The sequence below is a fragment of the Pantoea sp. USHLN256 genome (genome assembly GCF_037149875.1).
GTDB classification, from domain to species: Bacteria; Pseudomonadota; Gammaproteobacteria; order Enterobacterales; family Enterobacteriaceae; genus Pantoea; species Pantoea nemavictus.
The window spans coordinates 142482-168883 of the sequence record NZ_JBBCQO010000006.1; the positions used below are offsets into that span (position 1 = coordinate 142482).

15 protein-coding genes and 1 tRNA gene are annotated in these 26402 nt (G+C 57.5%); 14 read left to right on the forward strand and 2 right to left on the reverse strand.

Annotated elements, in window-relative coordinates; all coding sequences use genetic code 11:
* The first annotated feature begins 134 nt into the window (after positions 1–134).
* The 14 genes from eptB to WFL93_RS16435 all read left to right on the forward strand — a co-directional run bounded on the left by eptB (position 135) and on the right by WFL93_RS16435 (position 20489).
* Positions 135–1826 carry a kdo(2)-lipid A phosphoethanolamine 7''-transferase gene (gene eptB / locus WFL93_RS16370; RefSeq protein WP_049852295.1) on the forward strand — a complete coding sequence of 564 codons (1692 nt, stop codon included), beginning with the start codon at positions 135–137 and terminating at the stop codon, positions 1824–1826.
* 150 nt (positions 1827–1976) lie between these two features.
* A tRNA-Pro gene (locus WFL93_RS16375) sits at positions 1977–2053 on the forward strand.
* Positions 2054–2879: 826 nt separating this feature from the next.
* Entirely contained in the window at positions 2880–4490 is a 1611-nt protein-coding gene (gene dppA, locus WFL93_RS16380; RefSeq protein ID WP_007890813.1) for a dipeptide ABC transporter periplasmic-binding protein DppA, read from the forward strand.
* A gap of 198 nt (positions 4491–4688) precedes the next feature.
* Positions 4689–5708 carry a dipeptide ABC transporter permease DppB gene (gene dppB, locus WFL93_RS16385; RefSeq protein WP_007890814.1) on the forward strand — a complete coding sequence of 340 codons (1020 nt, stop codon included), beginning with the start codon at positions 4689–4691 and terminating at the stop codon, positions 5706–5708.
* A gap of 9 nt (positions 5709–5717) precedes the next feature.
* Positions 5718–6620 (forward strand): dipeptide ABC transporter permease DppC, encoded by a 903-nt coding sequence (dppC, locus tag WFL93_RS16390; RefSeq protein ID WP_336778580.1) that lies wholly within the window; start codon positions 5718–5720, stop codon positions 6618–6620.
* A gap of 12 nt (positions 6621–6632) precedes the next feature.
* Positions 6633–7619, forward strand: a complete 987-nt coding sequence (gene dppD / locus WFL93_RS16395) for a dipeptide ABC transporter ATP-binding protein (protein ID WP_049852293.1) — start codon at positions 6633–6635, stop codon at positions 7617–7619.
* Positions 7609–8619, forward strand: a complete 1011-nt coding sequence (dppF, locus tag WFL93_RS16400; protein ID WP_007890819.1) for a dipeptide ABC transporter ATP-binding subunit DppF — start codon at positions 7609–7611, stop codon at positions 8617–8619. The genes dppD and dppF overlap by 11 nt, the downstream gene beginning before the upstream one ends.
* A 474-nt stretch (positions 8620–9093) precedes the next feature.
* Positions 9094–9771, forward strand: a complete 678-nt coding sequence (gene bcsO, locus WFL93_RS16405) for a cellulose biosynthesis protein BcsO (RefSeq protein ID WP_336778581.1) — start codon at positions 9094–9096, stop codon at positions 9769–9771.
* A complete protein-coding gene (gene bcsQ, locus WFL93_RS16410; RefSeq protein ID WP_007890821.1) occupies positions 9762–10562 on the forward strand; it encodes a cellulose biosynthesis protein BcsQ in 801 nt (266 codons plus the stop codon). Before bcsO ends, bcsQ begins: the two co-directional genes overlap by 10 nt.
* 54 nt (positions 10563–10616) lie before the next feature.
* Entirely contained in the window at positions 10617–12722 is a 2106-nt protein-coding gene (gene bcsA, locus WFL93_RS16415; RefSeq protein ID WP_007890822.1) for a UDP-forming cellulose synthase catalytic subunit, read from the forward strand.
* Positions 12719–15214 (forward strand): cellulose biosynthesis cyclic di-GMP-binding regulatory protein BcsB, encoded by a 2496-nt coding sequence (gene bcsB / locus WFL93_RS16420; RefSeq protein ID WP_336778582.1) that lies wholly within the window; start codon positions 12719–12721, stop codon positions 15212–15214. Before bcsA ends, bcsB (WFL93_RS16420) begins: the two co-directional genes overlap by 4 nt.
* An 11-nt stretch (positions 15215–15225) precedes the next feature.
* Positions 15226–19029, forward strand: a complete 3804-nt coding sequence (locus tag WFL93_RS16425; RefSeq protein ID WP_336778583.1) for a cellulose biosynthesis protein BcsC — start codon at positions 15226–15228, stop codon at positions 19027–19029.
* Positions 19029–19475, forward strand: coding sequence for a cellulose biosynthesis protein BcsD (gene bcsD / locus WFL93_RS16430; protein WP_049852289.1), 447 nt, complete (start codon positions 19029–19031; stop codon positions 19473–19475). Before WFL93_RS16425 ends, bcsD begins: the two co-directional genes overlap by 1 nt.
* A gap of 9 nt (positions 19476–19484) precedes the next feature.
* The gene (locus WFL93_RS16435) at positions 19485–20489 is read left to right on the forward strand and encodes a glycosyl hydrolase family 8 (protein ID WP_336778584.1); all 1005 of its coding nucleotides are present in this window, start codon (positions 19485–19487) and stop codon (positions 20487–20489) included.
* Between the two features lie 400 nt (positions 20490–20889).
* Here WFL93_RS16435 and WFL93_RS16440 read toward each other — a convergent pair whose 3' ends face one another.
* Positions 20890–24108, reverse strand: coding sequence for a cellulose synthase subunit BcsC-related outer membrane protein (locus WFL93_RS16440; protein ID WP_336778585.1), 3219 nt, complete (start codon positions 24106–24108; stop codon positions 20890–20892).
* The gene (gene bcsB / locus WFL93_RS16445; RefSeq protein ID WP_336778586.1) at positions 24101–26398 is read right to left on the reverse strand and encodes a cellulose biosynthesis cyclic di-GMP-binding regulatory protein BcsB; all 2298 of its coding nucleotides are present in this window, start codon (positions 26396–26398) and stop codon (positions 24101–24103) included. Before bcsB (WFL93_RS16445) ends, WFL93_RS16440 begins: the two co-directional genes overlap by 8 nt.
* Positions 26399–26402 lie beyond the last annotated feature (4 nt).

Here is a 26402-nt window from a genome sequence, read left to right on the forward strand (position 1 = left end):
CCATATCGCCAGTCGGAATCGTCCCGATCCTGTACGTTGCGTCACGCTTTTTCTGCGGTTTAGCGAACTCTGCTGTCTTTAAATAGTCACATTACGGTTGATACAACGACACCAGGTCGGGAATAGATATTTTCATGAATTATATTAAAAGTTTAACGCAGCAAAAGCTGTCATTGCTGCTTGCTTTATATCTCGGTATCTTGCTGAATTTACCGATATTTTATCGCCGTTTTGACGGTTTTTTAACGAAATCAAACCTCTCTAATTGGCTCTCTGCAGCGGCAGAAGTGATGGCCGCCGTGTTGCTGACCTTCTTCCTGATGCGCTTGCTATCACTGGGTGGCAAATGGGCTTATCGCATTCTTGCCAGCCTCATCGTGATCATTTCGGTGGCAGCCGCCTATTACATGGCGTTCTTCAACGTGGTGATTGGCTACGGCATTATCGCGTCAGTGATGACCACCGATGTTGATCTCTCGAAAGAAGTGATTGGCTTGCGCTTCGTGCTGTGGATGGTGCTGGTGAGCGCACTTCCGCTGCTGCTAATTTGGCGCAATAACCTGAGTCTGACACTGTTCGAACAGCTGAAAACGCCGGGTCAGCGTCTTAAACCGACGGTGATTTTGTTGCTGAGCGTGGCGTTGGTATGGCTGCCTATTCGCTATTTTGACAAGTTGCAGAAGGTTAACGAAGAGATCACCAATATCGATTTACCGAGCTACGGTGGTGTGGTCGCACACTCGTATCTGCCATCAAACTGGATCGCCGCGCTGGGACTGTTTGCCTGGACCAAAATGGATGAAGAGTGGGATGGCAAAGAGTTGCTTGATCCGGCGAAGCAGTTTACCTACGTCGCACCGCCGGGCATCGACGATACCTATATGGTGTTTGTGATTGGCGAAACCACGCGCTGGGATCACATGGGGATGCTGGGCTACGATCGCGATACCACGCCGAAGCTGTCAAAAGAAAAAAATCTGGTCGCCTTCCGCGGCGAGTCTTGTGATACCGCCACCAAGCTGTCGCTGCGCTGTATGTTCGTGCGCGAAGGCGGCACCATGGACAATCCAGGACGTACGCTGAAAGAACAGAATATTTTCGCCGTGCTGAAAGAGCTGGGCTTTACCTCCGAACTGTTCGCGATGCAGAGCGAAGTGTGGTTCTACGATAACGCCAACACCAACAACTTCTCATTCCGCGAGCAGATTGGCTCAGAGAAGCGCAATCAGGGCAAAGCGGTAGATGACATGCTGTTAGTGCCGGAACTGCAGGCATCATTGCAGCGTTTCCCTAAAGGTAAGCACGTGGTCATCCTGCACACCAAAGGGTCGCATTATCTCTATTCGCAGCGCTACCCGCGCGACTTCGCTCGCTACAAGCCGGAGTGTATGGGAGTTGATGAAACCTGCAGCAAAGCGCAGTTGATCAATGCTTATGACAACTCGGTTTTATACGTTGATACCATGCTGGATAGCGTGCTCGATCAGCTGCGTGATAAGAAGGCGATAGTGTTCTATGCCGCCGACCATGGTGAATCGATCAGTGAGAATATGCATCTGCACGGTACGCCGCGTGAGATGGCGCCACCGGAGCAATTCCGCGTGCCAATGATGGTGTGGGCTTCCGATAAGTATCTGGACGATCCCACCAACCGTAGCAACTTTGAGCGCTTACAAGCGCAACAGCGTGTCGGCAAAACGCATCGTCATGTTGAGTTGTTCGACACCATTTTGGGCTGCCTGGGTTATACCTCGCCAGATGGCGGGATCAAAGCTGCCAATAACTGGTGCCAGGCACCTGCGGGCACTCCAGCTAAAACGCTGTAATATCCTGCGGTCTCCATTAATGGCGACCGCTACGCCGAACCCATTGAGCAGCAGGGCTTTTAAGGTGCTGCTTGCTTTCCAGGCGATCAGATGGGTTTTCAGCAAAAGGGATTGACGCTTTTTTAGCGGCGCAGTAATATGCGCCCCCATCGGCGAGTAGCGCAGCTTGGTAGCGCAACTGGTTTGGGACCAGTGGGTCGGAGGTTCGAATCCTCTCTCGCCGACCATCTTTGAAGAAACCTGCTTTTATAAGCAGGTTTTTTTTCGTCTGTAATTTGGCGGATCACCACATTGGACCGCTGCGCTCTGTTTAAAAGCGCAACCACACGTGCAGGCGATGGGAAGGCGGCTCGGTTAGCAAAGCGTCCGCCGCAAGGATGCGGCGGACGAGGCGACAGGGACGTATTCACGCCGTCTTAGCGTTCGAGCCGCCTTTCCTGAGCACCGCAACGAGCAAACAGCAAAACCCGTAAATACACCCGTTCCGCCAGTTAAACCCGAAATAATCACCATTATGTCCACTTTCATCTCTGCACCCCACGCCAAATCGAACCCGCCCGCTTAATTCGTGACACATTCTTCTTATGACCGGTTTATGCATCATGCTGATTTCTTATGCCATTTTACTAGCACATTCCGCTGCCTGAACGTCATAACGCACGAAGAATCGTTCAGATATTCAACATTTACCAATAACTTTTGTATGTTTTTTAGCGGTGATAATCACTGTCATTTGGCTACATAGCCAGATAATCACGCGGCATTGAGTGCTTTATCACCTTTTTAAATTTTGGCTCAGCGCAATAAGGGTGTTTTTTATCGTTGCTTGCACTTACTCACACTCTGTGTAAATAACCCCACACTGTATTGACGTTTATTGCAACTGTTGACAAATTGATGCGTCAATAAAATGTAGAGACGGACCTGCCTGACAATGTCCCCGGCAAAAATAACCGCTCACATTTTGCTTACGCTTAATTGACCTGCCCGAACCGCATAAAAAAATCAGAGGTCGGGCGACGCACACAACATCACATCACAATGGAGCAAAACATGATCAACTCCCTGGCTAAATCCAGGATGCTGAAGGTCGGTCTCAGCCTGATTGCTATGACCGTTGCCGCTGGTGTCCAGGCGAAAACCCTCGTTTATTGTTCAGAAGGTTCGCCTGAAGGCTTCAACCCGCAGCTCTTCACATCGGGCACCACCTACGATGCTAGCTCCGTACCGATCTACAACCGTCTGGTTGAGTTCAAAACCGGTACCACCGAGTTGCAGCCAGGTCTGGCAGAAAAATGGGATGTCAGCGCGGACGGTAAAACCTATACCTTCCATCTGCGCCAGGGCGTGAAGTGGCAATCGACCAAAGACTTCAAGCCAACCCGCACCTTCAATGCCGATGACGTCGTGTTCTCCTTCGAGCGTCAGCTCGACAAAAACAACAAATATCACGGTGTTTCTGGCGGCAGCTACGAATACTTCGAAGGCATGGACATGCCTAAGCTGATCGCCAAAATCGAAAAAGTTGACGATTACACCGTACGCTTCACCCTGACCCGTCCAGAAGCGCCGTTCATCGCTGACCTCGGTATGGACTTCGCTTCAATTCTGTCAAAAGAGTACGCCGACAATATGCTGAAAGCGGGCACGCCAGAGAAGCTGGACCTCAATCCAGTGGGCACTGGTCCATTCGTGCTGCAGCAATATCAGAAAGATTCGCGCATTCTGTATAAAGCTAATCCAGACTTTTGGGGAACCAAGCCGAAGATTGATCGCTTAGTGTTCTCCATCACGCCAGATGCTTCTGTCCGTTACGCCAAACTGCAGAAGGGTGAGTGCCAGGTTATGCCGTACCCGAATCCGGCCGACATCGCCAGCATGAAGAAAGACGACAAAATTAATCTGATGGAGCAGCCTGGTCTGAACGTCGGTTACCTGTCGTTCAACACCGAGAAAAAACCGCTGGATAACGTGAAAGTGCGTCAGGCACTGACCATGGCGGTAAACAAACAAGCCATTATTGATGCCGTTTATCAGGGCGCTGGCCAGGCCGCGAAAAACCTGATCCCACCAACCATGTGGGGCTACAACGACGACATCAAAGATTACGCCTACGATCCTGAGAAAGCTAAAGCGCTGCTGAAAGAAGCGGGCATGCCAGATGGCTTCTCAATCGACCTGTGGGCCATGCCGGTACAACGTCCATACAACCCGAACGCACGCCGAATGGCAGAAATGGTTCAGGCTGACTGGGCGAAAATTGGCGTGAAAGCCAAAATCGTTACCTTCGAATGGGGCGAGTACCTGAAACGCGCGAAAGCCGGGGAACACCAGACCGTCATGATGGGCTGGACCGGTGATAATGGGGATCCGGATAACTTCTTCGCTACGCTGTTCAGCTGTGCAGCAGCGAAAGACGGTTCGAACTACTCACGTTGGTGCTACAAGCCGTTTGAAGATCTGATTCAGCCAGCACGTGCTGAAGCCGATCACAACAAACGTATTGAACTGTACAAACAGGCTCAGGTAGTGATGCATGACCAGGCTCCGGCGCTGATCATCGCGCACTCAACCGTATATGAGCCAGTGAGCAAGAAAGTATCTGGTTATGTGGTTGATCCATTAGGTAAACATCACTTCGAAAACGTCGATATCCAGGAATAACCTTTCGGATTATCGCGGTTAGGGCCAGCATTGCTGGCCCTCGGGCGGCACCTTCGCCGCCCGTATTCCGCTCTTTTTTTCCGGCTAATTCTACTAATGAAGCGCTTCTTGCGTCGCGTCCGCCTATGGCTGGCTGCGAGTGTTGAGCAATGTTGTCCCCGGCGGTAACGCTATGGGAAATGTCAGAGAACCAGGCTTATGCTGCAATTCATACTCCGACGTTTGGGCCTTGTCATCCCAACGTTCATCGGTATCACGTTATTGACCTTCGCGTTTGTCCACTTGATCCCCGGCGATCCGGTACTGATCATGGCCGGCGAACGCGGCATCTCCCCCGAACGTCACGCTCAGCTGATGGCGCAGTTTGGCCTCGATCAGCCGATGTGGAAGCAATATCTCACCTACATCAATGGTGTACTGCACGGCGACCTCGGCATCTCGCTGAAAAGCCGCATCCCGGTCTGGGACGAATTCGTTCCTCGTTTTAAAGCCACGCTGGAACTGGGCATCTGCGCCATGTTGTTCGCGGTTGCGGTGGGTATTCCTGTTGGTGTGCTGGCAGCGGTAAAACGCGGCTCAATCTTCGATCACACCGCCGTAGGCATCTCGCTCACCGGTTACTCGATGCCGATTTTCTGGTGGGGCATCATGCTGATCATGCTGGTCTCGGTGCAGTGGAACCTCACACCGGTCTCCGGACGCGTCAGCGACATCATCTTCCTTGACGACAGCCATCCGCTCACCGGCTTTATGCTGATTGATACGCTGCTGTGGGGTGAACCGGGCGATTTCAAAGATGCCGTGATGCACATGATTTTACCGGCCATCGTGCTTGGCACCATTCCGCTGGCGGTGATTGTGCGTATGACGCGCTCCTCCATGCTGGAAGTGCTGGGTGAAGACTACATCCGCACCGCGCGCGCCAAAGGTTTGACGCGCATGCGCGTGATTGTGGTGCATGCGCTGCGTAACGCCATGCTGCCGGTGGTCACCGTGATTGGCTTGCAGGTCGGTACGCTGCTGGCCGGTGCGATCCTGACCGAAACCATCTTCTCGTGGCCGGGACTCGGCCGCTGGCTGATCGAAGCGCTGCAACGCCGTGACTATCCGGTGGTTCAGGGCGGCGTATTGCTGGTGGCGATTCTGATCATCGTGGTCAACCTGCTGGTTGATCTGTTGTACGGCGTGGTCAATCCACGTATCCGTCATAAGAAATAAGGGGGAATCATGTCTGCTGTTGATCCCGCAAGCGTAACTGCTGCACCCAAGCCGATGACCCCGTTACAGGAATTCTGGCACTACTTCAAACGTAATAAAGGCGCGGTTATCGGCCTGGTTTACATCATTCTGATGCTGTTAATTGCTATTTTTGCCGATGTGCTGGCCCCGCACGCACCGGCTGAACAGTTCCGCGATGCCTTGCTGCATCCACCGGTCTGGCAGGAAGGCGGCAATTGGAGCTACATCCTCGGTACCGATGACGTGGGTCGCGATGTGCTGTCGCGTCTGATGTACGGTGCTCGCCTGTCGCTGCTGGTGGGCTGCATGGTCGTCGTGCTGTCGCTGATTCTCGGCGTGATATTCGGTTTGATGGCCGGCTATCTCGGCGGCGTGGTGGACGCGATTATTATGCGCGTGGTCGACATCATGCTGGCGCTGCCAAGCCTGCTGCTGGCATTGGTGTTAGTGGCGATCTTCGGTCCGTCGATCGTCAATGCTTCGCTGGCCATCACCTTCGTGGCGCTGCCGCACTACATCCGTCTGACACGTGCTGCGGTGCTGGTTGAAGTCAACCGCGACTACGTCACCGCGTCGAGCGTGGCGGGAGCTGGCACGCTGCGTCAGATGTTTATCAATATTCTGCCTAACTGCCTGGCACCGCTGATCGTGCAGGCATCATTAGGCTTTTCCAACGCCATCCTCGATATGGCGGCGTTGGGCTTTCTCGGTATGGGGGCGCAACCGCCAACGCCGGAGTGGGGCACCATGCTCTCCGACGTGTTGCAGTATGCGCAAAGTGCCTGGTGGGTGGTGACGTTCCCTGGCGTGACCATTTTGCTGACGGTTCTGGCATTCAACCTCATGGGCGATGGTTTGCGTGATGCACTCGACCCGAAACTCAAGCAGTAAAGAGGCACCGAGATGGCGTTATTAAATGTAGATAAGTTATCGGTGCATTTCGGCGACGAAAAGACACCGTTCCGTGCGGTTGACCGCATTAGTTATCAGGTCGAGCAGGGCCAGGTGGTTGGTATTGTCGGTGAATCGGGTTCCGGTAAATCGGTCAGCTCGCTGGCGATCATGGGCCTGATTGATTATCCCGGCCGCGTGATGGCCGAAAAACTGGAATTCAACGGGCGCGACCTGCAGAAAATCTCCGAAAAAGAGCGCCGCCAACTGGTTGGTGCTGAAGTGGCGATGATCTTCCAGGACCCGATGACCAGTCTCAATCCGTGCTACACCGTAGGTTTCCAGATTATGGAAGCGCTCAAGGTGCATCAGGGCGGCAGTAAACGTACCCGTCGTCAGCGCGCGGTTGATCTGCTCGATCAGGTGGGTATTCCCGATGCGGCATCGCGTCTGGATGTTTATCCGCATCAGCTGTCGGGCGGGATGAGCCAACGCGTGATGATCGCCATGGCGATTGCCTGCAAACCGAAGCTGCTGATTGCCGATGAGCCGACTACGGCGCTCGACGTCACCATTCAGGCGCAAATCATCGAACTGCTGCTGGAGTTGCAGAAGCAGGAGAACATGGCGTTGATCCTGATTACCCACGATCTGGCGCTGGTGGCCGAAGCGGCTCAGCACATCATCGTGATGTATGCCGGTCAGGTGGTGGAGAGCGGTAAAGCGGTGGATATCTTCAAAGCACCGCGTCATCCCTACACGCAAGCGCTGCTGCGCGCGCTGCCGGAGTTTGCCGCGGACAAAGCGCGTCTGGCGTCGCTGCCGGGCGTGGTGCCGGGTAAATACGATCGCCCAACCGGCTGCCTGTTAAATCCGCGCTGCCCGTACGTAACCGATCGCTGCCGCCGTGAAGAGCCGGAGCTGCGCGACATTCCGGGCCGTCAGGCCAAATGTCACTTCCCACTGGATGATGCCGGGAGACCGACTTATGAGTCTTGATAACAACCAGCAGGATTACCTGTTGCAGGCAATTGACCTGAAAAAACACTACCCGGTGAAGAAAGGTCTGTTCGGCCAGGAACGTCTGGTAAAAGCGCTGGATGGCGTGTCGTTCAACCTCGAACGCGGCAAAACGCTGGCGGTGGTGGGTGAATCCGGCTGCGGTAAATCGACGCTGGGCCGCTTGCTGACCATGATTGAAACGCCGACCGAAGGTCAGCTCTTCTGGCACGGTCAGGATCTGTTGAAGCACGATCCGCAGGCGCAGAAACTGCGCCGCCAGAAAATCCAGATCGTGTTCCAGAACCCGTACGGCTCGCTCAATCCGCGCAAGAAAATCAGCCAGATTCTTGAAGAGCCGCTGGTGATCAACACCTCGCTGACCAAAGCGGAACGCAAAGAAAAAACGCTGGAGATGATGGCGAAAGTTGGCCTGAAAACCGAGCATTACGATCGCTATCCGCACATGTTCTCCGGTGGACAGCGCCAGCGTATCGCTATCGCACGCGGCCTGATGCTCGATCCGGATGTGCTGATTGCCGATGAACCTGTTTCCGCCCTCGACGTGTCGGTGCGCGCGCAGGTGCTCAATCTGATGATGGATTTGCAGCAGGATTTAGGTCTGTCCTACGTCTTCATCTCGCATGACCTGTCGGTGGTGGAGCACATCGCTGATGAGGTGATGGTGATGTATCTCGGTCGCTGCGTGGAGAAGGGCAGCAAAGAGGCGATCTTCAGCAATCCGCGCCACCCTTACACTCAGGCGCTGCTGTCGGCGACACCGCGTCTCAATCCAGACGACCGTCGCGAGCGTATTAAGCTGACAGGCGAACTGCCGAGCCCGCTCAATCCGCCGCCGGGCTGTGCATTTAACGCGCGCTGCCGCCGTCGTTTTGGCACCTGTGTTCAGCTGCAGCCAAAGCTGAAGCAGTATGGCGATCAGCAAATTGCCTGCTTCGCGGTTGATCAGGATGAAAATCAGCCGGTGGGCACGCTATAAATTAACGCCAATGAGGGTTGAAGGCTCCCGCGGGAGCCTTTCTTTTTGGCAATGTAATACATCAGGGAAATTAACGGCTGATAACCGCATTATCAAGGTGCTTTAAAAAGCATAACCTGAATGAATCAGTAATCAATTGGTCCTGATTAGGATATAAAGCGTAAAGGCAAATTCTTATTTTGGTCAGGATTGCGTGAGCTTCATCACATTGGAATAAAATCCATAACTTGCAGCGCAGTAGAGTATTTTCAGTAGCTTAGGTTAAAATCCCGCGCGTCACTATTTCTGTTAATTGATACTAATTAATCCCCGTCAATAAACAATTGCACGCTTTTTGCATTCCCAGTTTTTCAATCAGAAAGATAGAATTCTTTTATTGAATGCGACGTTTTAATAATCAGATTTGTCTCACCGTCTCTTAATGTGTGTGATATATTCGCGGAAAATTCCCTCCCGTTTTTACAGGCTCTGATCATGAAGAATTACGACGATCTGCAGCGTTTTAAAGAGAAAACGCAGACGCTTGACATCGCTTTTAAGGACATGTCCGGCCAATCGCAGGAAGCCGATCAAAGCCAGTGGGCGTTACTCCGCCAATTGGCTACCGATCAAGAGCCAGAATTAGGCAGCGGTCAGCGCATTGATATGCCGCAACCTCAGCCCATTAGCGGTGATGAATTCAGTGCACCGCAAGCGCCTGTTCAGACGGCATCAATGGCCACCTCACGCGGATCGATTCTCGATAGTGTGAGCGCGTCTGCCGCGGTCCCAGCGGCGAGCAGTTCGTCCCTGTTCCCGCCCGCCCCAGCTAAATCCGCGCCAGCATCAATGCCGCTTGCGCCGAAAGCCACGCTGGTTGAGCGCCAGGCCGCCACCTCACTGTTCCCGCCGGCTAAACCTGCTGCAGCGCCTGCGGTTCAGCCGGCGGCTGCCGCCGAACCGGCACTGATTGCTCCCGCGCCTGTCGCGCCAGCACCGCTCGCGGTCGCACCCGCATCTACCTTTGCCGCACCGGTTGAACCGGCACGTCCGGCCGCGTCTGCACCGTCCCGTTTTGGTGCTCTGTTCCGCTCGCGTCCTGCTGAGCCTGCTAACCTTGCCAAAGAAACACCGTTAAAACCGCTACTGGAGAAGATTGCGCTATGCCGTTAGTTTGTGTGTGCTCGCCAAAAGGGGGAGTAGGAAAAACCACCATGGCGGCCAACCTTGCGTGGAGTCTGGCTCGCGCTGGCAGCAAGGTATTGGCAATCGATTTTGATGTTCAGAATGCCCTGCGCCTGCATTTCGGCGTGCCGCTCAATGATGGTCGCGGTTTTGTGGCGCGCTCTGCAGATCAAGCCGACTGGAGCCAATCCATTCTGACCACCGGCGGCAATATTTTCGTTATGCCGTATGGCGATGTCACCGAAGAGCAGCGCGAACGTTTTGAAGAGAACCTGGTAAAAGATCCGCACTTCCTGCAGCGCGGTCTGGACACGGTACTGAACTATCCGGGATTGGTCATCATTGCCGATTTTCCTCCGGGCCCGGGCCCTGCGCTTAAAGCCATGACCGCGCTTGCCGATATGCATGTAGTGGTGATGCTGGCAGATACCGCATCAGTCTCTCTACTGCCGCAAATAGAAAATGACCGCATGATTGGTCAGCCCCTAAATAATAAACGGGGTCATTATTTTGTGCTTAACCAGAGCGATAACCGCCGCAATATTAGCCGTGAAGTCACGGAATTTATGCAGCAGCGTTTAGGTGAGAATTTATTAGGCGTGGTACATCGTGATGAAAGCGTCGCGGAAGCCAATGCCTCGCAACAATCCGTCTATGATTTCAGCCCGGCTTCTGCAGCTGCGTTTGATATCGAATTAGTGGCGAAACGCGTGGCTAATATCCTGAATATCACCGTGGGTAACGGCGAAGTTCAGGCCCCCATTCGCAGCCACTATTAATAATGAGGCCGGATCCGGCCACATAATAACAACACAGCTTCTTCAGGGTGAATCATGAGTAAACTCGGGTTTTACCTGCTACTGCTGGTGCTTGCACCGGTAGCAGCGGTAATCGTCATCACGCCTATGGACAGCCAAAAGCAATATATCTTTGGCTTGATCAGCATCGGGATGATGTTTTTACTGGGCTTCAGCAAAAGCCGCAAAATAACCGTTGTGATGGTTATCCTTTCCGCGCTGATGTCGACCCGATATATCTGGTGGCGCACCACGGAGACGCTGCAGTTTAATTCAGAGATTGAAGCGATCCTGGGTATCGGCTTATATCTGGCCGAACTGTACGTCTGGCTGATCTTAATTCTTGGTTTCCTGCAAACTACCTGGCCATTAAAGCGCACCATCGAGCCACTGCCGGATGATATTAGCCTGTGGCCGACGGTAGACGTCTATGTACCGACCTACAACGAAAGTCTGGATGTGGTGCGTGATACCGTGCTGGCGGCGCAGTGTATTGATTATCCGCGCGACAAGCTGAAGGTCTATTTGCTGGATGATGGTAAGCGCAGCGAGTTTGCGGTGTTTGCGGCTGACGTTGGCGTGGGTTACATCACGCGTGACGACAACAGCCACGCCAAAGCCGGTAACCTCAACCACGCGATGAAGATCACCAAAGGTGAACTGATCTGCATCTTCGACTGCGACCACGTCGCCACGCGCACTTTCCTGCAGGCGACGGTGGGGCCCTTCCTGAACGATCCAAAGCTGGCGCTGCTGCAGACGCCGCATTACTTCTATTCGCCGGATCCGTTCGAACGTAACCTGCGCGCAGCGCGCAGCATCCCGAACGAAGGTTCGCTGTTCTACGGCCCGGTCCAGCAGGGTAACGATAACTGGAACGCCACCTTCTTCTGCGGCTCCTGTGCGGTGATCCGCCGTAGCGCGCTGGAAGAGATCGGTGGTTTTGCGGTAGAAACCGTCACCGAAGATGCGCACACCGCGCTGAAAATGCAGCGCCTCGGTTGGGGATCTGCCTTCCTGGCGATTCCGCTGGCGGCCGGTCTGGCAACCGAGCGTCTGGGTCTGCACGTGGTGCAGCGTAACCGCTGGGCACGCGGCATGACGCAGATCTTCCGCGTTGATAATCCGCTGTTTGGTCGGGGCTTAAAGTGGCAGCAGCGTCTGTGCTACCTCAACGCCATGCTGCACTTCCAGTTCGGCTTGCCGCGTGTGGCGTTCCTGACGGCACCGCTGGCGTACCTGCTGTTTAACCTGAATATCATCCACTCGTCGGCATCGCTGATTTTTGCCTACGTCTTGCCGCATCTGGTGATGTCGCTCTACGTCAACTCGCGCATGAACGGCAAGTTCCGCTACACCTTCTGGGGCGAAATCTACGAAACCGTGATGTGCTTCCACCTCGTTATCCCCACGCTGGTGACCATGCTGGCACCGAAGCGCGGGAAATTTAACGTAACGGATAAAGGCGGTTTGCTCGATCAAGGCTTCTTCGATTTCCACATCGTGCGTCCACACGTGATTGTCGCGCTGCTGCTGTCGATTGGCATCATCGCGGGCGTGGTGCGTGCGGTGGCGCATGACTACTTTGGCGTTGATCCTTACGTTATCGCGCTCAACGTCGGCTGGGCGGTGTTCAGCCTGATCATCCTGATGGCGGCAATTGCCGTGGCGCGTGAAACCAAACAGGTGCGTAAAACCATCCGTATCGAAGTACAGATTCCGGCGGTGATTCACTATGCCAGCGGCATCTCGTCACGCACGCAAACCAGCGATCTGTCGATGGGCGGTGCGCAGCTCGATGCGCCGGACAATCGTCATGAGCAGGATGAAATCGAAGAGATCGATCTGCTGTTGAAATCCGGCACCATCACCATTCCGGTAAGCAAAATCTCCGGTGATGACGAGAGCATCCGTCTGCGCTTTGGCGATATGCCGCTGTCGCGCCGCCGTGAACTGGTGCGTGTGGTGCTGGCGCGCGCCGATGCGTGGATCCAGCCCGAGTACAAGCAGGACAACCCGCTGGTTTCGCTTGGCACCATTATTCGTACTGTATTTGAGCTGTTCTGGCTGACCTGGAAAGATCGCCGTGAGAAGCGTAAGCGTGACAACCAGCCCGCCGCAAAAGAGGACAGCGCTGCATGAAGAATTTGACGCAAACGTTGCTGGCAAGCTCGCTGGCAACGGCGCTGCTGCTCGCGCCCGCGTGGGCTGAAACCCCGGCGGTCACTCAGGATAGCGGTGCGCTGTCTGAGGTTCCACCGCCGCAGGGCATGGAAAGTGCGGCCGATCAGCAGCTGCAACAGGCTGCAGGCGCGGCACCGTACGCGCCAGCGGAAACGGCACCGGTAACGGAAAACGACGCGCCCGCAGAGCCCGCGCCAGGCGAAACCGCACCCGCGCCCGAGATGGTGCTGCCAACGGTTGCGCCTACTGCACCTGCGGCCATTGCGGATAACGCAGCGGCAACGCTCAATCAGCCGATCAGTACCACCGTTTCCGTCGCGCAGATGGGCCAGCCGCGCGGCATTACGCTCACCGGCGGTCAGCTGCAATCCGGTATCGTCTTCACGCTGCCCAGCGATGAAGTGATCACCAACGCGCGCCTCAATCTGTCACTGCGCGTCTCGGCGGCACTGGCGGCGCGCAACACGTCGCTGCAGCTGATGCTGAACGGTCAGCCGCTCGGCACTCTGCCGCTCGGTTCGAGCGACAGCGACGTCAGCGACTACCAGCTGGATATTCCGGCAGCGATGGTGGTCTCCAGCAACAACCTCAGCTTCAAGATTAACGATGCCGACAAGCTGCTGTGCGAGAAAGAGAGCGCGCAGCAGTATCAGGTAGCGATTCTGCCCAAAACCACGCTGAGCCTCGAAGGCCAGCAACTGAATATTGGCACCAGCCTGCGCAACTTCCCGCGTCCGTTTATCGATGCGCAGCGCATGACGCCAGCCAGCGTCACCTTTGGCTTTGCAGCCAATGTCGCGCCGGACAGCATCAGCGCCGCTGCGCTGGTGGCATCGTGGATGGGCATTCAGTCGGACTATCGTGGGATTCGTTTCCCGGTGGTGCGCGGCGATCTGCCTGAGCACAACGGCATTCTGGTGGGACATCCGGGCGATAAGATCGGCACCGTGACCTTGCCCGCCACCAGCGGTCCGCTGCTGCAGGTGATCGATAATCCCAACAATCCGGTCTACAAACTGCTGCTGGTGGTGGGCGCCAATGACGATCAGCTGCGTCAGGCCGCCAACCGTTTAACCACACAGCCGCTGGCCACCGATGCCAGCAGCCTGAACGTACAACCGCAGCCGATTGGTATGCGTAAACCGTACGATGCTCCGCGCTGGATCAACACCACGCGTCCGGTGCGCCTGAGCGAACTGCTGCGTAAAGACCAGAGCCTGACCACCACCGGCATCTGGCACGATGCGCTGAGCGTCAACTTCCGCGCCGCGCCGGATCTGTTTATGTGGGATGGCGATACCATTCCAGTGGAGCTGCACTATCGCTTCCCGTCCGAAAGCTGGATTGATGAGAGCAACTCGTTCCTCAACGTGATGATCAACGGCACCTTCCTGCGCAACCTGACGGTGAACAAAGTGGGCCTGCTGGAAAGCGCCTGGCATCGCCTGGGTGGCGACGCGCGTCAGGAGCATTACACCCTGAAGCTCGAGCCGTACCTGATTTACGGTGACAACCAGCTGGCGCTCTACTTCAACATCAAGCCGAAAGCGGATGCACCGTGCGGCGTGCTGCTGAACAACAACATCAAGAGCCGCATTGAAGAGGATTCGTGGATCGATCTGAGCCACACGCGCCACTTCACCATGCTGCCAAACCTCTCTTACTTTGTTGGCGCCTCGTTCCCGTTCTCGCGTCTGGCGGACTTCTCGCAGACCACGCTGCTGCTGCCGCAACAGCCGAGCGATGCGGAGATCGCTACGCTGCTGGATATGGCATCACGTGCCGGTAACGCCACTGGCGTACCGCTGTTGCAGAATCAGGTGCTGTTTGGCCTGCCAAACGGCGGCACCAACATGACGCGCCTGCAGCGCAGCGATGTGTTAGCGGTGAGCACCACGCAGAACAACGACTTCAACCAGGCAATGCTGGTCAACACGCCGTATGAAACCAGCGGCAACACGCTGGGCGTGAAAGAGCCGAACACCTGGGACAAGCTGCGCGGCTGGCTTACCGGCGACTGGTATCGCCAGCAGCTGGATGCCGATCGTTACTTCTCGTCCAACGAAGCATGGCGCGGCTTTGTCAGCTATCGCTCGCCGTGGAACCGCGATCGCCTGGTGGTGATGACGGTGGCGACCAGCGATCAGCAACTGCTGCGCCTGCATGAAGACCTGAATTCGGCGCGCATCAACGCCGGAATTCGCGGCGATACCGCCATCATCACCGATGAGAACGGCATTCGCAGTTTCCGCGTGGGTCCGCAATTCCCGAGCGGTGAAATGCCGTGGTACATGATGGTGGTGTGGTATGCCAACCAGCACTCGGTGCTGATGGCGCTGGCGGCATTGCTGCTTTCAGCGCTGGTCGGCAGTGGGGCCTGGGTGATGCTGAAACGTCATGCGTGGCGTCGTCTCAACCCAAAAGTTGATAGCAAGTCCGGCAAGAAGTAAGGATAAAAATAATGAAAAAACATCTGTTAAGTGCCGGCATTCGTCATGCCCTGATTCTGGGTGGGGCGCTCACGCTCTCGCAGCCGCTGCTGGCGGCGGAGAGTAACAATCCTGCGTTACAGGCGCTGTTCGATCAGGCGGCTTACTGGCATCAGAAAGCGCATGACGATTTGGCGAAAGCCTCGCTGCAGAAAGTGCTGATGGTTGAGCCAAACAACACTCAGGCGCTCTATTTGCTGGCGCTCTATTCGCAGCAGAGCGGCGGTACAGCGGAAGCGGCGCAGTGGCGTGCGCGCCTGAGTGCGGCATCGCCAAACGATCCGCATCTCAGCGAGCTGGATAACGCACGTCAGCTGCAAACCATTCCGCAGGCGCAGCTGCAACTGGCGCGCCAGCAGGCGCGCAGCGGCAATATTGCGGCTTCGCTGCAAACCTGGCGTAACACCTTCAGCGGTAACGAGCCGCCGCCGAGCGTGGCGGCAGAATACTACCTGACGATGGCGGGCGATCGCTCGCTGCTGCCGCAGGCGGTGGAAGCGCTGCGGCAGTTCTCCGCCGATCATCCGCAGGATACCGGCGCCAAACTGGCGCTGGGTAAAGCGCTAACCTATCAGGAAGCGACCCGTCGTCAGGGTATTGATGTGCTCGGCAGCCTGGCGGATGGCAACAAAGAAGCCGACCGCTCGCTGCGTCAGGCGCTGCTGTGGCTTGGCCCGCAGGCTTCTGATGCCTCGCTGTACCAAACCTGGCAGCAGCGTCATCCGCAGGATAACGCGGTGCTGGATTACTACCGTAAAAATGTCGGCGGTGCGGAGAAAGGCGCGGGCTTTACCGCGCTGAACAGCGGCGACGTCAGCAATGCGCAAAACAACTTTGAGAAAGTGCTGCAAGCCAACCCGCAAGATGCGGATGCGCTGGCGGGTATGGGCTACGTCGCTCAGCGCGCCGGACGTTACGCCGAAGCGGCGGATTACCTGACGCGCGCCGCGCAGTTAGGCGGCGATCAAAGCGACACGCGCCAGAAACAGGCCGCCGATGCACGCTTCTACGCCCAGCTGGCGACCGCGCAGCAGGCGCTAAAAAATGGCGATAGCGCACAGGCGTTGGCGCTGAGCGAACCGCTGGCGCAGGCCGACGGCGAGAAAGGTGTGTCCGCCAAACTGTTCCGCGCGGATGTGCAGCGTCGCAGCAATCAGCTCGATCAGGCGGAGCAAACCTATCGCGCCATCCTGCAAAGTGATGCCAATAACCGTAATGCCAAAGAAGGCCTGTTCTACGTGCTGCGCCAGCAGAACCGTGGCGCAGAAGCCAATACGCTGCTGGGGTCGCTGCCGGATAGCGTACGTCAAAGCGTGGCACCGCGCGGCAGCAGCACCGATCCGATTCGTGCGCAGGCCAAACGTGAGCTGGCAGCAGGCAACAACAGCGCGGCTGTCGCCACCCTGACCAGCGGCATTCAGCGCTATCCCAACGATGGCTGGCTACGTCTCGATCTGGCACGCATCTATCGCGCGCAGGGCAATAGCATGATGGCGGCCAATATCATGCAGCCCACGCTGCGCACCGGTGCCAGCACCACCGAACTCTATGCGGGCGCGTTAAACGCCAGCGAAAGCGGTGCCTGGCAGCAGGCGAGTATGCTGCTGTCACGCATTCCCAACGGCAGCAAAAACAGCGATATGCGCGAGCTGGCGCAGCGCGTGAACTTCAACCTGCAGATGGCTACCGCCGATCAGTATCTGGCGCAGGGTTCGAATGCGGCGGCAGCCAACACCTTGCGTGCGCTGGCGTCAACGCCGCCGGCTAATCCGGTTGATGCCGGTAATCTGGCGCAGAAACTGGCGAAAGCGAGCGATCTCAACACGGCGGTTTCCGTGGTGCGCAGCAACATGCAGCGCGGCATCCAGGGCAACGCCGGTGATTACGCCGCGCAGGTTGCGGTGCTGAATCAGGCCGGTCTGAACACCGAAGCGCAGAGCTTCCTGAGCAGCCCGGAACTGCAGGCGCGCAGCACGCCAACCCAGCTGGCAGGTATTCGTAATGGCTATGTGATCAACGAAGTGGATCGTCTGCGCGAGCAGAAACAGTACGCCGCCGCTTACGACAAGCTGGTGGGCGCGCTGCAGCACGATCCGCAGAACCGCGATCTGATGTTCGCCATGGCGCGACTGTATCAGTCCGGCAAGATGAACAAAGAAGCCGGCGTGGTTTACGACTATCTGATGACGCAAGACACCGCAACGCAAGATGCGCGTACCGGCGCCATCAACGTGGCGCTGGCGCAGAACGACGTCAACAAAGCCAACACCTTGACCCGCGGCCTGAATAATGAGCAGTCACCCGATCGTCTGCTGTTGTTAGCGCGTGTAGCCGAAGCCAACGGCGAACACAGCCAAGCGATGAGCTATCTGCGTAGCGCACGCGGTCAGTTGATTGGTCTGCAAGGTGCCACCAATGGCAACGTGCCGAGCGTCGGCGGCCTGGCGCTGGCCGACAATCCGTTTATCAATCGCGGCACCTCGCCGGTTGGCCGCTCGCCATCCAGCTATGGCGCGGTAATGCCGTGGCAGTCGGCGCCCGACGCCACCAGCAGCGCGGAAGGCGTGACGCTGGCGAGCAATACGCCGGCTGTGCAGCAAAGCCAGACGCTGCGCCAAATCGACAACATGATGGACGATCTGCAAGAGAAAACCGGCACCTGGGTGCAGGGCCAGATGCAGGTGCGTGGACGTGACGGCGAATCCGGTCTGAGTAAACTGACCGAAGCCAAAGCGCCGCTCACCTTCTCCACCGTGCCGTTTGGCGAATCGCGTTTCGATTTCACCATGACGCCAATTTCCCTCACCGCAGGCAGCGCTGGCGGCGACGCATGGCGTCGTTTCGGCACCAACGCGCTGGAACAGGGCAAAGTGGTGGCGGCAGGTGGCGCGAAAATTGACGATGTGCCTAACGCCTCCACCGACTCGCAATCGGCGACCGGCGTGGAGCTGAACATGGCGCTGAAGGGTGACAGCTACAAAATCGACATCGGCAGCACGCCGCTCGGTCAGGACTTGAGTACGCTGGTGGGCGGCGTGCAGTGGTCGCCGAAGTTGACCGATTTCCTGACGCTGATCCTCACCGGTGAACGTCGCGCGATGACCGACAGCCTGCTTTCGTATGTCGGCGTGGAAGACAAAACCAGCGGTAAACGCTGGGGGCGCGTCACCAAAAACGGCGGTAACGCCTTGCTGAGCTATGACAACGGCGATGCCGGTTTCTATGTCGGCGGCGGGGCTTACAGCTATATCGGCGAAAACGTGGCGAGCAACAACAGCGTTCAGGCCACCGCCGGTGCTTATGTGCGTCCGTATCACCTCGACGATCGCGAGCTGAAAGTCGGCATGAGTTTGTCCTGGATGGATTACTCGAAAAACCTCAGCTACTTCAGTTACGGTCAGGGCGGCTACTTCAGCCCGCAGAACTATGCGTCGGTGTCGTTCCCCATCGAGTTCAGCCGCAAGTTTGACGATCTGAAAGTTAACGTTGGCGGTTCGGTGGGTTATCAATCCTATAGTCAGGATAAGAGCGCCTACTTCCCGAACAACCCGTCGCTGCAGTCTCAGTTGCAGAGTCTGGCCGATCAAGGTTACGTGAAGGATGCGTTCTATAGCGGCGACAGCAAAAACGGCATCGGCTATAACCTGCATGCCGGTGCGGATTATAAGATCAACAAAGATGTCACCGTCGGCGGTCAGTTGGGCTACGACACCTTTGGTGATTACAACGAAAGTACCGCCAATCTGTACTTCCGTTATCTGTTCGGAGATTACTAATGAGTGAGCAAGTGAGCGCGCGCGTCAGCCATCCGCATCAGCCGGGTTGGTTTGATCTGGTGAGCGCGATGATTGAAAGCATGCTGGACAACGCGGGCGAGGAGGCGGAAGGCTTCCTCAACGGCGTCGGCGCATCGCTGGCGACCCGCTATCCTTTACCTGAAGCGCGCACCGTGCAGGATCTGGAGCGCGAAATGAATCTACAGCTGGCGCGTTTTAACTGGGGTTTTGTGCAGTTACAGCCGCAGGAAAATGCCATTCTGATTCAACACCACGCGCTGCCGCAGGGTGACAGCAATGTCGGTGTTGAACGCTGGCAGCTGGCATTAAGCGCGGTACTGGCTGGCCTGTATGCGCAGTGGCTGCAAGCCCAGGGCGGCAGCGCGGCGGTGCCGCTGACGCTTGAGCAGAACGACGGCGGCACGCTGCACTATCGATATCAATAGGATGCTGTGATGAGAGTGATGCGCTTTTGGCGTCAATGGATGCTGTGTTTCATGGTGATGTTTTTTAGCGCCCAGGCGGCCGCAGATGGCTGGAGTACATACAAAAGCCGTTTTATGAGCAGCGACGGCCGTATCAGCGATACGGCAAACAACAACGTGAGCCATACCGAAGGTCAGGGCTACGGCATGTTGTTGGCGGTGGCGCATGACGATCGCGCGAGTTTCGATCTGCTGTGGCAGTGGACGCGCAGCCATCTGCGCAATCCGCAAAACGATCTGTTCTACTGGCGCTACACGCCAGGTGCCGCCGATCCGATCGCCGATAAAAATAACGCTTCCGATGGCGATGTGCTGATTGCCTGGGCTCTGCAACGTGCGGCGCAGAAGTGGGGCGGGGACTATCAGCAGGCATCGGACCGCATTCAGCGTGCGATAGTGAAGCTCAATGTGATCAGTTATGGCGGGCATAAAGTGATGCTGCCGGGCGCGCAGGGTTTCAATAAAACCAGTTATGTGGTGCTCAATCCCTCTTATTTCCTGTTCGCTGCATGGCGTGAGTTTGCCGAGCACAGCCATCTGCGCATCTGGAATGAGTTGATGGATGACGGCATGGATCTGTTAGGCGACATGCATTTTGGTAAAACCGGCTTGCCGCTTGATTGGGTGGCGCTGAATGCTGATGGTTCGGTGGCTCCTGCCATCGGTTATTCCAACCGCTTCAGCTATGACGCCATTCGTATTCCGCTGAATATCTGGTGGTACGATCCGCAAAGCCTACGTCTGGTGCCGTTCCAGCGCGTGTGGCAGGGCTCGGCGCGCATGACCACGCCGGCTTGGTATGATGTGCTGGGAAATACGCCCGCGCCATACAATATGGAAGGCGGTCTGATTGCGGTTCGTGATTTGACCCTGAACCAAACCCAGTATCTCAATGACAAGCTGGCAGCGGATCAAAACTACTTCTCCGCCAGCCTGCAGCTGCTAACCTGGATGGCGTATCAGGAGAAGCGGTAGGTCTCATTTTCGAGCTGGTCGCAATAAATGGCGTAATGCCGATCAGTTAAGCGCTGAGCGACTTTCGTTCGCCATTAGCTGAGGCAGTTTCAGCTATGCCGTGCGGCGACCGAGAAGAGGGCGTCTGGCCACGCCCTCTTCACTCCGGGCCCTGCGCCAGCCCATCCCGCCGCTTCGCGGTGCCTTCACTCCTTCACGATTCCTGACGGACCGGCGGCGATTCGCTCCTGCTCAGCGCCGCCTCTCGCCGCATCCCTGCGGCTCGCCCTGGAATCCCTCACTCGTTCAGCGGGTTGGGATGTCGCCTCAAAACCCGCGCTGCAGCATCAATGCTTATTTCTTAGTAACCATCGCGATAACGCCTGTAGGGTCGCCATTTATGGCGACTACCTAAATTAACCTATTTAAAATCCGCATACGGCGTGAGCGGCTGTGGGGGCATGTCCATATCGCCGTTCCAGCCAGACATTGAGTAGCGCATAAAAATCAAGCCGTGGCTGGGGGTGTAATCCTTCGCCTGCTGAATATCCATCGCCAATCCCACTGACCAATGCGGCGTTATGCGGCGCTCCACCAGCGCCTGCAAGGTATAACCGAAACCCGTGCCCGAACTGCTGTCTGAAGTGGGATTCGACGCCAGCGCAAAGCCGGGATTGAGCGGATAACGCGGCTGCCCATCAGTGTGCGACTGCGACCAGGAAACCGAGCCGCCGAGATCAAACGACCAGTTTTCCGTGCGCTGGCGATACGTCACCGGCACCGACAACGAGAAGTATTGCTGCGGGCTGTAATAGCCGCCTTGGCCGAAGGTGTAGTCGCTGAGATCTTTCTGGTAATGCCACAGCATGCTGTTCAGGCCAATAGTGGCGCGGCGATTATCTTCATTGACCAGTTTGTAGTAATAGCCCGCCATCAGGCGTTCACGGCTATTATCCGCGACGTTTTCGCCCGTCAATTGATGCGCGCTGAGATCGGCCCATACGCCATGGGCATCGCCCGTATCGTAGCTCAGGCCGAGCGAGCCGCCGGTCGCGACCACGCCGCCCCAGGTTTTGCCGCCGTGAGTCGCTGGGTCACGTGCGCCTGCATACGCCAGCAGCGAGCTGGAGATTGGTCGGCGTGAAGCGCTAAACGTGAGGCCAATGTCATCGACGTCGGTTTTCCAGCTGACGCCGCCGACCCAGTTGCTGGTCGCAAAGCCGAGCGGCGTAGTGCCGAGATCGGCCGACCAGCGCTGGTTATGCCAACCCACGCCCAGCGCGGTGCCTTCATCACGCTGGGTGAAATCGCGGCTGCATCCGCCGGCGTTGGCATCGTTACAGCTGCCGAACGGCTCACTGTGGCCGCCGTTTGCGCTGGAGAAGGTGCCCGCTGAAACCAGCACATGATCAACGCGCACAAAGCTACGGCCGTCGGCCAGCGGCGTCTCCGCCTGCAGCATCGTGGTGTGCGCGGTGAAATCGGAGGTACCACCGTTGCCTTTATTGCGCGAGTAATCCTGCTCCAGCATGAACGTGGTGTCCTGCTGGCGATAGAGATCGGCGGCGTCACTGCGGATGCTGCGTTTCAGCCACTCATCCTGCGGTTGATTGCGGGTTAGGGCGGTATAACCCTCATTATCCTGTGGCACGTCCGGGCTGATACCGCTTGCCGCCATCGCCAGCTGATAATCTTTTTGCGCTCGTTGCGGCTGCTGTTGCTGACGTTCCAGCCGCGCCGCATCGCGATAGGCCAGCGCTTTCTCCTGTGAGGGGGCCAGTTTCGCGGCGCGGATTTTCAGCTCATCGAACAGCTGTTGGGCACGCTGCGTATCGCCGCTGTTTTGCCAGGCGAGTGCCACACGCCGCCCGCTGTATACGCTTTGCTGCGCCACGCTTGCCGGCAAGGTTTGCAAGGCGCGATGCGCTGCCGTTGTCTGTTTCAGCGCGATCATGGCTTCGATGCGCCCCAGCGCTTCTTCGCCGCGCGCCAGCACCTTCTTCTGCTGCAGACGATCGGCCAGGTCGTGCATGTTGCTGTCCCATTGCCCAGCAGGCAGACGACGCAACATGGCCAGCGCCGCGTCATCGCGATCGCCAGAGGCCAGCCACAGCGCTGCGGCATACAGCGCCGCCGGTTGCTGTGGCTGCTGTTGCACCATCGCCTCCATCACCTGCGCGCCCTGGGCTTCGTCGCCGCCATTGCGCAGCGCGCCCGCCAGCCGATAAGCCAGCCAGATATCGTCGGGGGTTGCCTGCATCGCCTGGCGATATTTGTCTGCCGCCTGATGCCACTGGCCTTGTTGCGCCAGCGCATCGGCTTCGGCCATCAGCGCATCCGTACGCAGCTGTAGCAGCCGACTTTTCGCCGTGCTGTTGCTGCGATCAAGGCGCAGCGCCTGCTGCCAGAAGTTCTCTGCCTGAGCAGTGTTTTTGCGCGCCTGCGCCACATCGCCAAGGCCAATCAACGCCCAGCTATCGCGATTATCCAACGCTTGCGCGCGGCGATAATACTGCTCAGCTGTCGCCATCTCGCCCTTTTTCAGCGCTGCATCGCCGCTGTCGATCGCCAGCCAGTAGCGGTTGGTTTGCAGCAGCGACTGCCATTTGCCGATCTGCGTGCTGGCCTGGCCAGCCTGAATCGCCTTCTCCAGCCAGCCAATTGCCGCCGCGCGATGATTGGCCCGCGCCTGCGCCTGGCCCATCGCGCCCATCAGTTCGGCATCGTGCGGATTGGCTTGCAGCGCCGCACTGAGGGCGGCAATCGCGCCCGCGCCGCCACCGGCATCGACCAGCGCCAGTCCGCGCATGCGTTGGCGATAAGCCGGATCGGCGAGCATTTTTTGCTGGCGTGCCAGCTCTTGCGCACCGCGCTGCTGGGCATCACCTTCGGTGAAGGTTTGCAGATATTGCTGCAGGCTGGCGACGCTGCGTTCGCTCACCGGCTGATTCTGGATTTGCTGCAGCCACAGCTCGGAGGCGGCATCGCGCCCGCCGTTGCGGTTGGCAAGACGGCGCAGCTGGGTAAAGGCTGCGCCCGGCTGATTATTGTCAAATGCCATGCGCGCCAGCTGCAGCTCCACGCCGATGTTACCGGGATAGCGCTGCTCTAGCGCCTGCAGCTGTTGGTACGCTTGCGGCTGCTGGCCGGGTAGACGCGCCACCAGCCGCCAATACTCCAGCTCGGTATTCACATCCGGGAACACGCCGTGGAAGAGCGCATCCCAGGCAGCTTTGGCTTCCACGACGTGTCCGGCGGTGGCGAGCAGGCGCGCCTGCTGCAGCTGCTGGCGGCCGTCTGCGGTGATCAGCCGTAAGCCCGCTTCTGATTCATGCGTGGCGGCGGCATTCGGTGCCACACGCTGCAGTTGCGCCAATAAGGTTTGCGCTTTGGCCTGATCGCCCTGGCGCAGCGCCATACGGATTTGCGCCGCCAGCACCTGCGGATTGTCGGGATCGATTTTCTCCAGCCGATAGAGCGATTGCTGTACCAAATCGAGTTTGTTGGTCGATTCGCCGGTGCGGATCTGCATCAGCAACCACTCAACCGGCGCCACCTGCGGGCCAGCTGGAGTCGCACCCGCGCCTGCCAGTAGACCCAGCGCGCTGGCGATCAGCACGCCAGGCCGCAGTTTATTCATCGTCATCCAGCTCGGCCAGACGGCGACGGCTCACCATGCGCATCAAGCGCCAGGCCATCAGCGCAAACAGCACCACGACGACGACCGCGCAAAGCGCCAGCCACACCGGATGGGTGGCGAGCAGATTCCATAAGCGCTCCCACCACGGCAGGTGACCAACGTAATACGTGTCGCCGACGCGCAGGCTGTTCACGCCCGATTCACGGATCACCGTGGCGGAACCGAACACCGCCGCGCGTTTGCCGCTGTCGAGCAGCGCGTTATTCAGCAGCTCCCAGCCGCGTGGGCTGTCGGCCAGCAGCGCGACCACGCTGCGTTGATCGTTAAACGGCGACTGGAAGCCGACAATCGCGCCCATCGGTCCGCGTGAGCTGATGGTGGTTTGGCTTTCCACGGTGCGATCGCTGTCCGATATTGGCAGGCTTGGTGTCGTCATGGCGCGCGCGGGCATGTTGATCCAGCTGCGCGCCGCGTCGGCCAACAGGTTGATCTTGCCGTCGTCCTGCAGATCCGGCGGAATGTCGCCGATCATCAACACATCGGCATCGCTCTGTTGGGCTTTACGCCAGTCATCGCTCATCTGCACGCGCAGTGCGGGATAGCCGGTTTGCGCGCCGATGCTGCCCAGCGCATTCAGCAGGGTGCTGACTTCATTGTTGCTCGGCTTAGGCTGAACCAGCACCAGCGTTTGCGCCAGATCAGCGTAGCGGCTGTAAGGGAAACCGGCGTTGGCGAACGCCGCCAGCGAGGGCATTTCGATGTAGTGACGATAGCCGGAAAAATCGATGCTGGAGGTATCGTCGATCACCACATGATGTCCCACCGTAGTGACGGTTTCGCAGCGGCCATCGGCGGTGCCGCCAATAAAGGTGTTGGCGTAATCAAAGTTGAAGCGCAGCTGATTCACCACCCCGAGGCGCAGCGCCGGTATGGTTAACTGGCGATTGCTGTCCTGCAAACCCTGCATCAGCGGAATACGCATCAGCTGCTGACCGGCGCTATCTTTCGCCATCAGCGGATAGTCCTGCATGAACTGATTGTTGAGATGCACCGCCAGCCGCGAACCATCCTGCTGAATTGGTGAGGTGTAGCGGTAGTGCAGATCCATATCGATACCGCGTGCGCGCACCAGGAACAGATCCGGCGGCAGATTCAGCGTCAGGCTGATGGGGTTAGGCTGTAAGCCGTCGCCCTGTAGCTGGTTTTGATATTGCGTCAGCTCGGCAAAGGTGGTGCGGCGATCGGTGCGCACCCAGTTAGGCGCGTCATAGGCCTGACGCGGCGCCAGCAGCTTCACGCTGTCAATGGTCGCGGTCTCACCGCGCAGCAACAGCTGGCCTTGGGCAATACCTTCCACCGCCGTTAACAGATCGTTGTCGTCACGCCCAAGAATCAGCAGCATCTTCTCGTACGGATTGTCCGGCTGATTCACCATCGCTACCGTTGGTTTCTCTACCGGCGGCAAATCTTTCAGGAAGTCGGGACGATGATCATTGGTGGCAAACACCACTGCGTGCTGCTGATTCGGCAACTGGTTATACAGCACCGGAAATGACTGACCGCGCCACGCGGCTTTGCTGCCAAACCATGAAGCCAGAATAGCGGCGGCGCGCTGCTGCACTAGAGTTGGCTGGGCGTTGAAAATCATCGGCAGCTGCAATGGGCGGCTGTCGCGCGTATCAAAAAACGGCTCCGGGAAATGCGACAGATCGTTCTTCAGCGGCAGCTTCTGCAGCGTCAGATCGAGTTTGCTGGCTTTGCCAATATCCAGCCAAATAGTGCTGTTGGCCGGATTCTCACACACGTTGGCGTAATGACCGACCAGCTCCAGACGCACGCGGTTAAAATCGCTGATGAAACGCGGATCGATGGAGATTTGCGTTTGATTCTCTTTGCCAAGCTGATCGGCGGTCACGGTGACCAACCCGACCAGCTCATCATTGAGATAGACCTTGAGCTGCGACAGCGTGGGGATTAGCGCGGGCGAGGGACGATAGCTGAGATTGAGCAGCGCGCGCGTCACCACTTCATCGCTGCGCACGCCGAACTCAATCTGGCTGCTGGGTTCGGTGCCGCGTAGCGTCATGCTGCCTGGTGGCGGCGCGACCTGATTAAACATCAGTTGGCTATCGCGCAGCGGCGCGTTGGCATCGACCAGCGCATTCACCTCCGACAGCGGCGGTGACACAGCACTGCCTGCGGCAAACGGTGCAGCAGACTGCGGCGCGGCCTGCGCCAGTGAGACGCAGCCCAGCAGCAGGGCGGTAAACCAACTCAGTTTTCTCATCATGGTC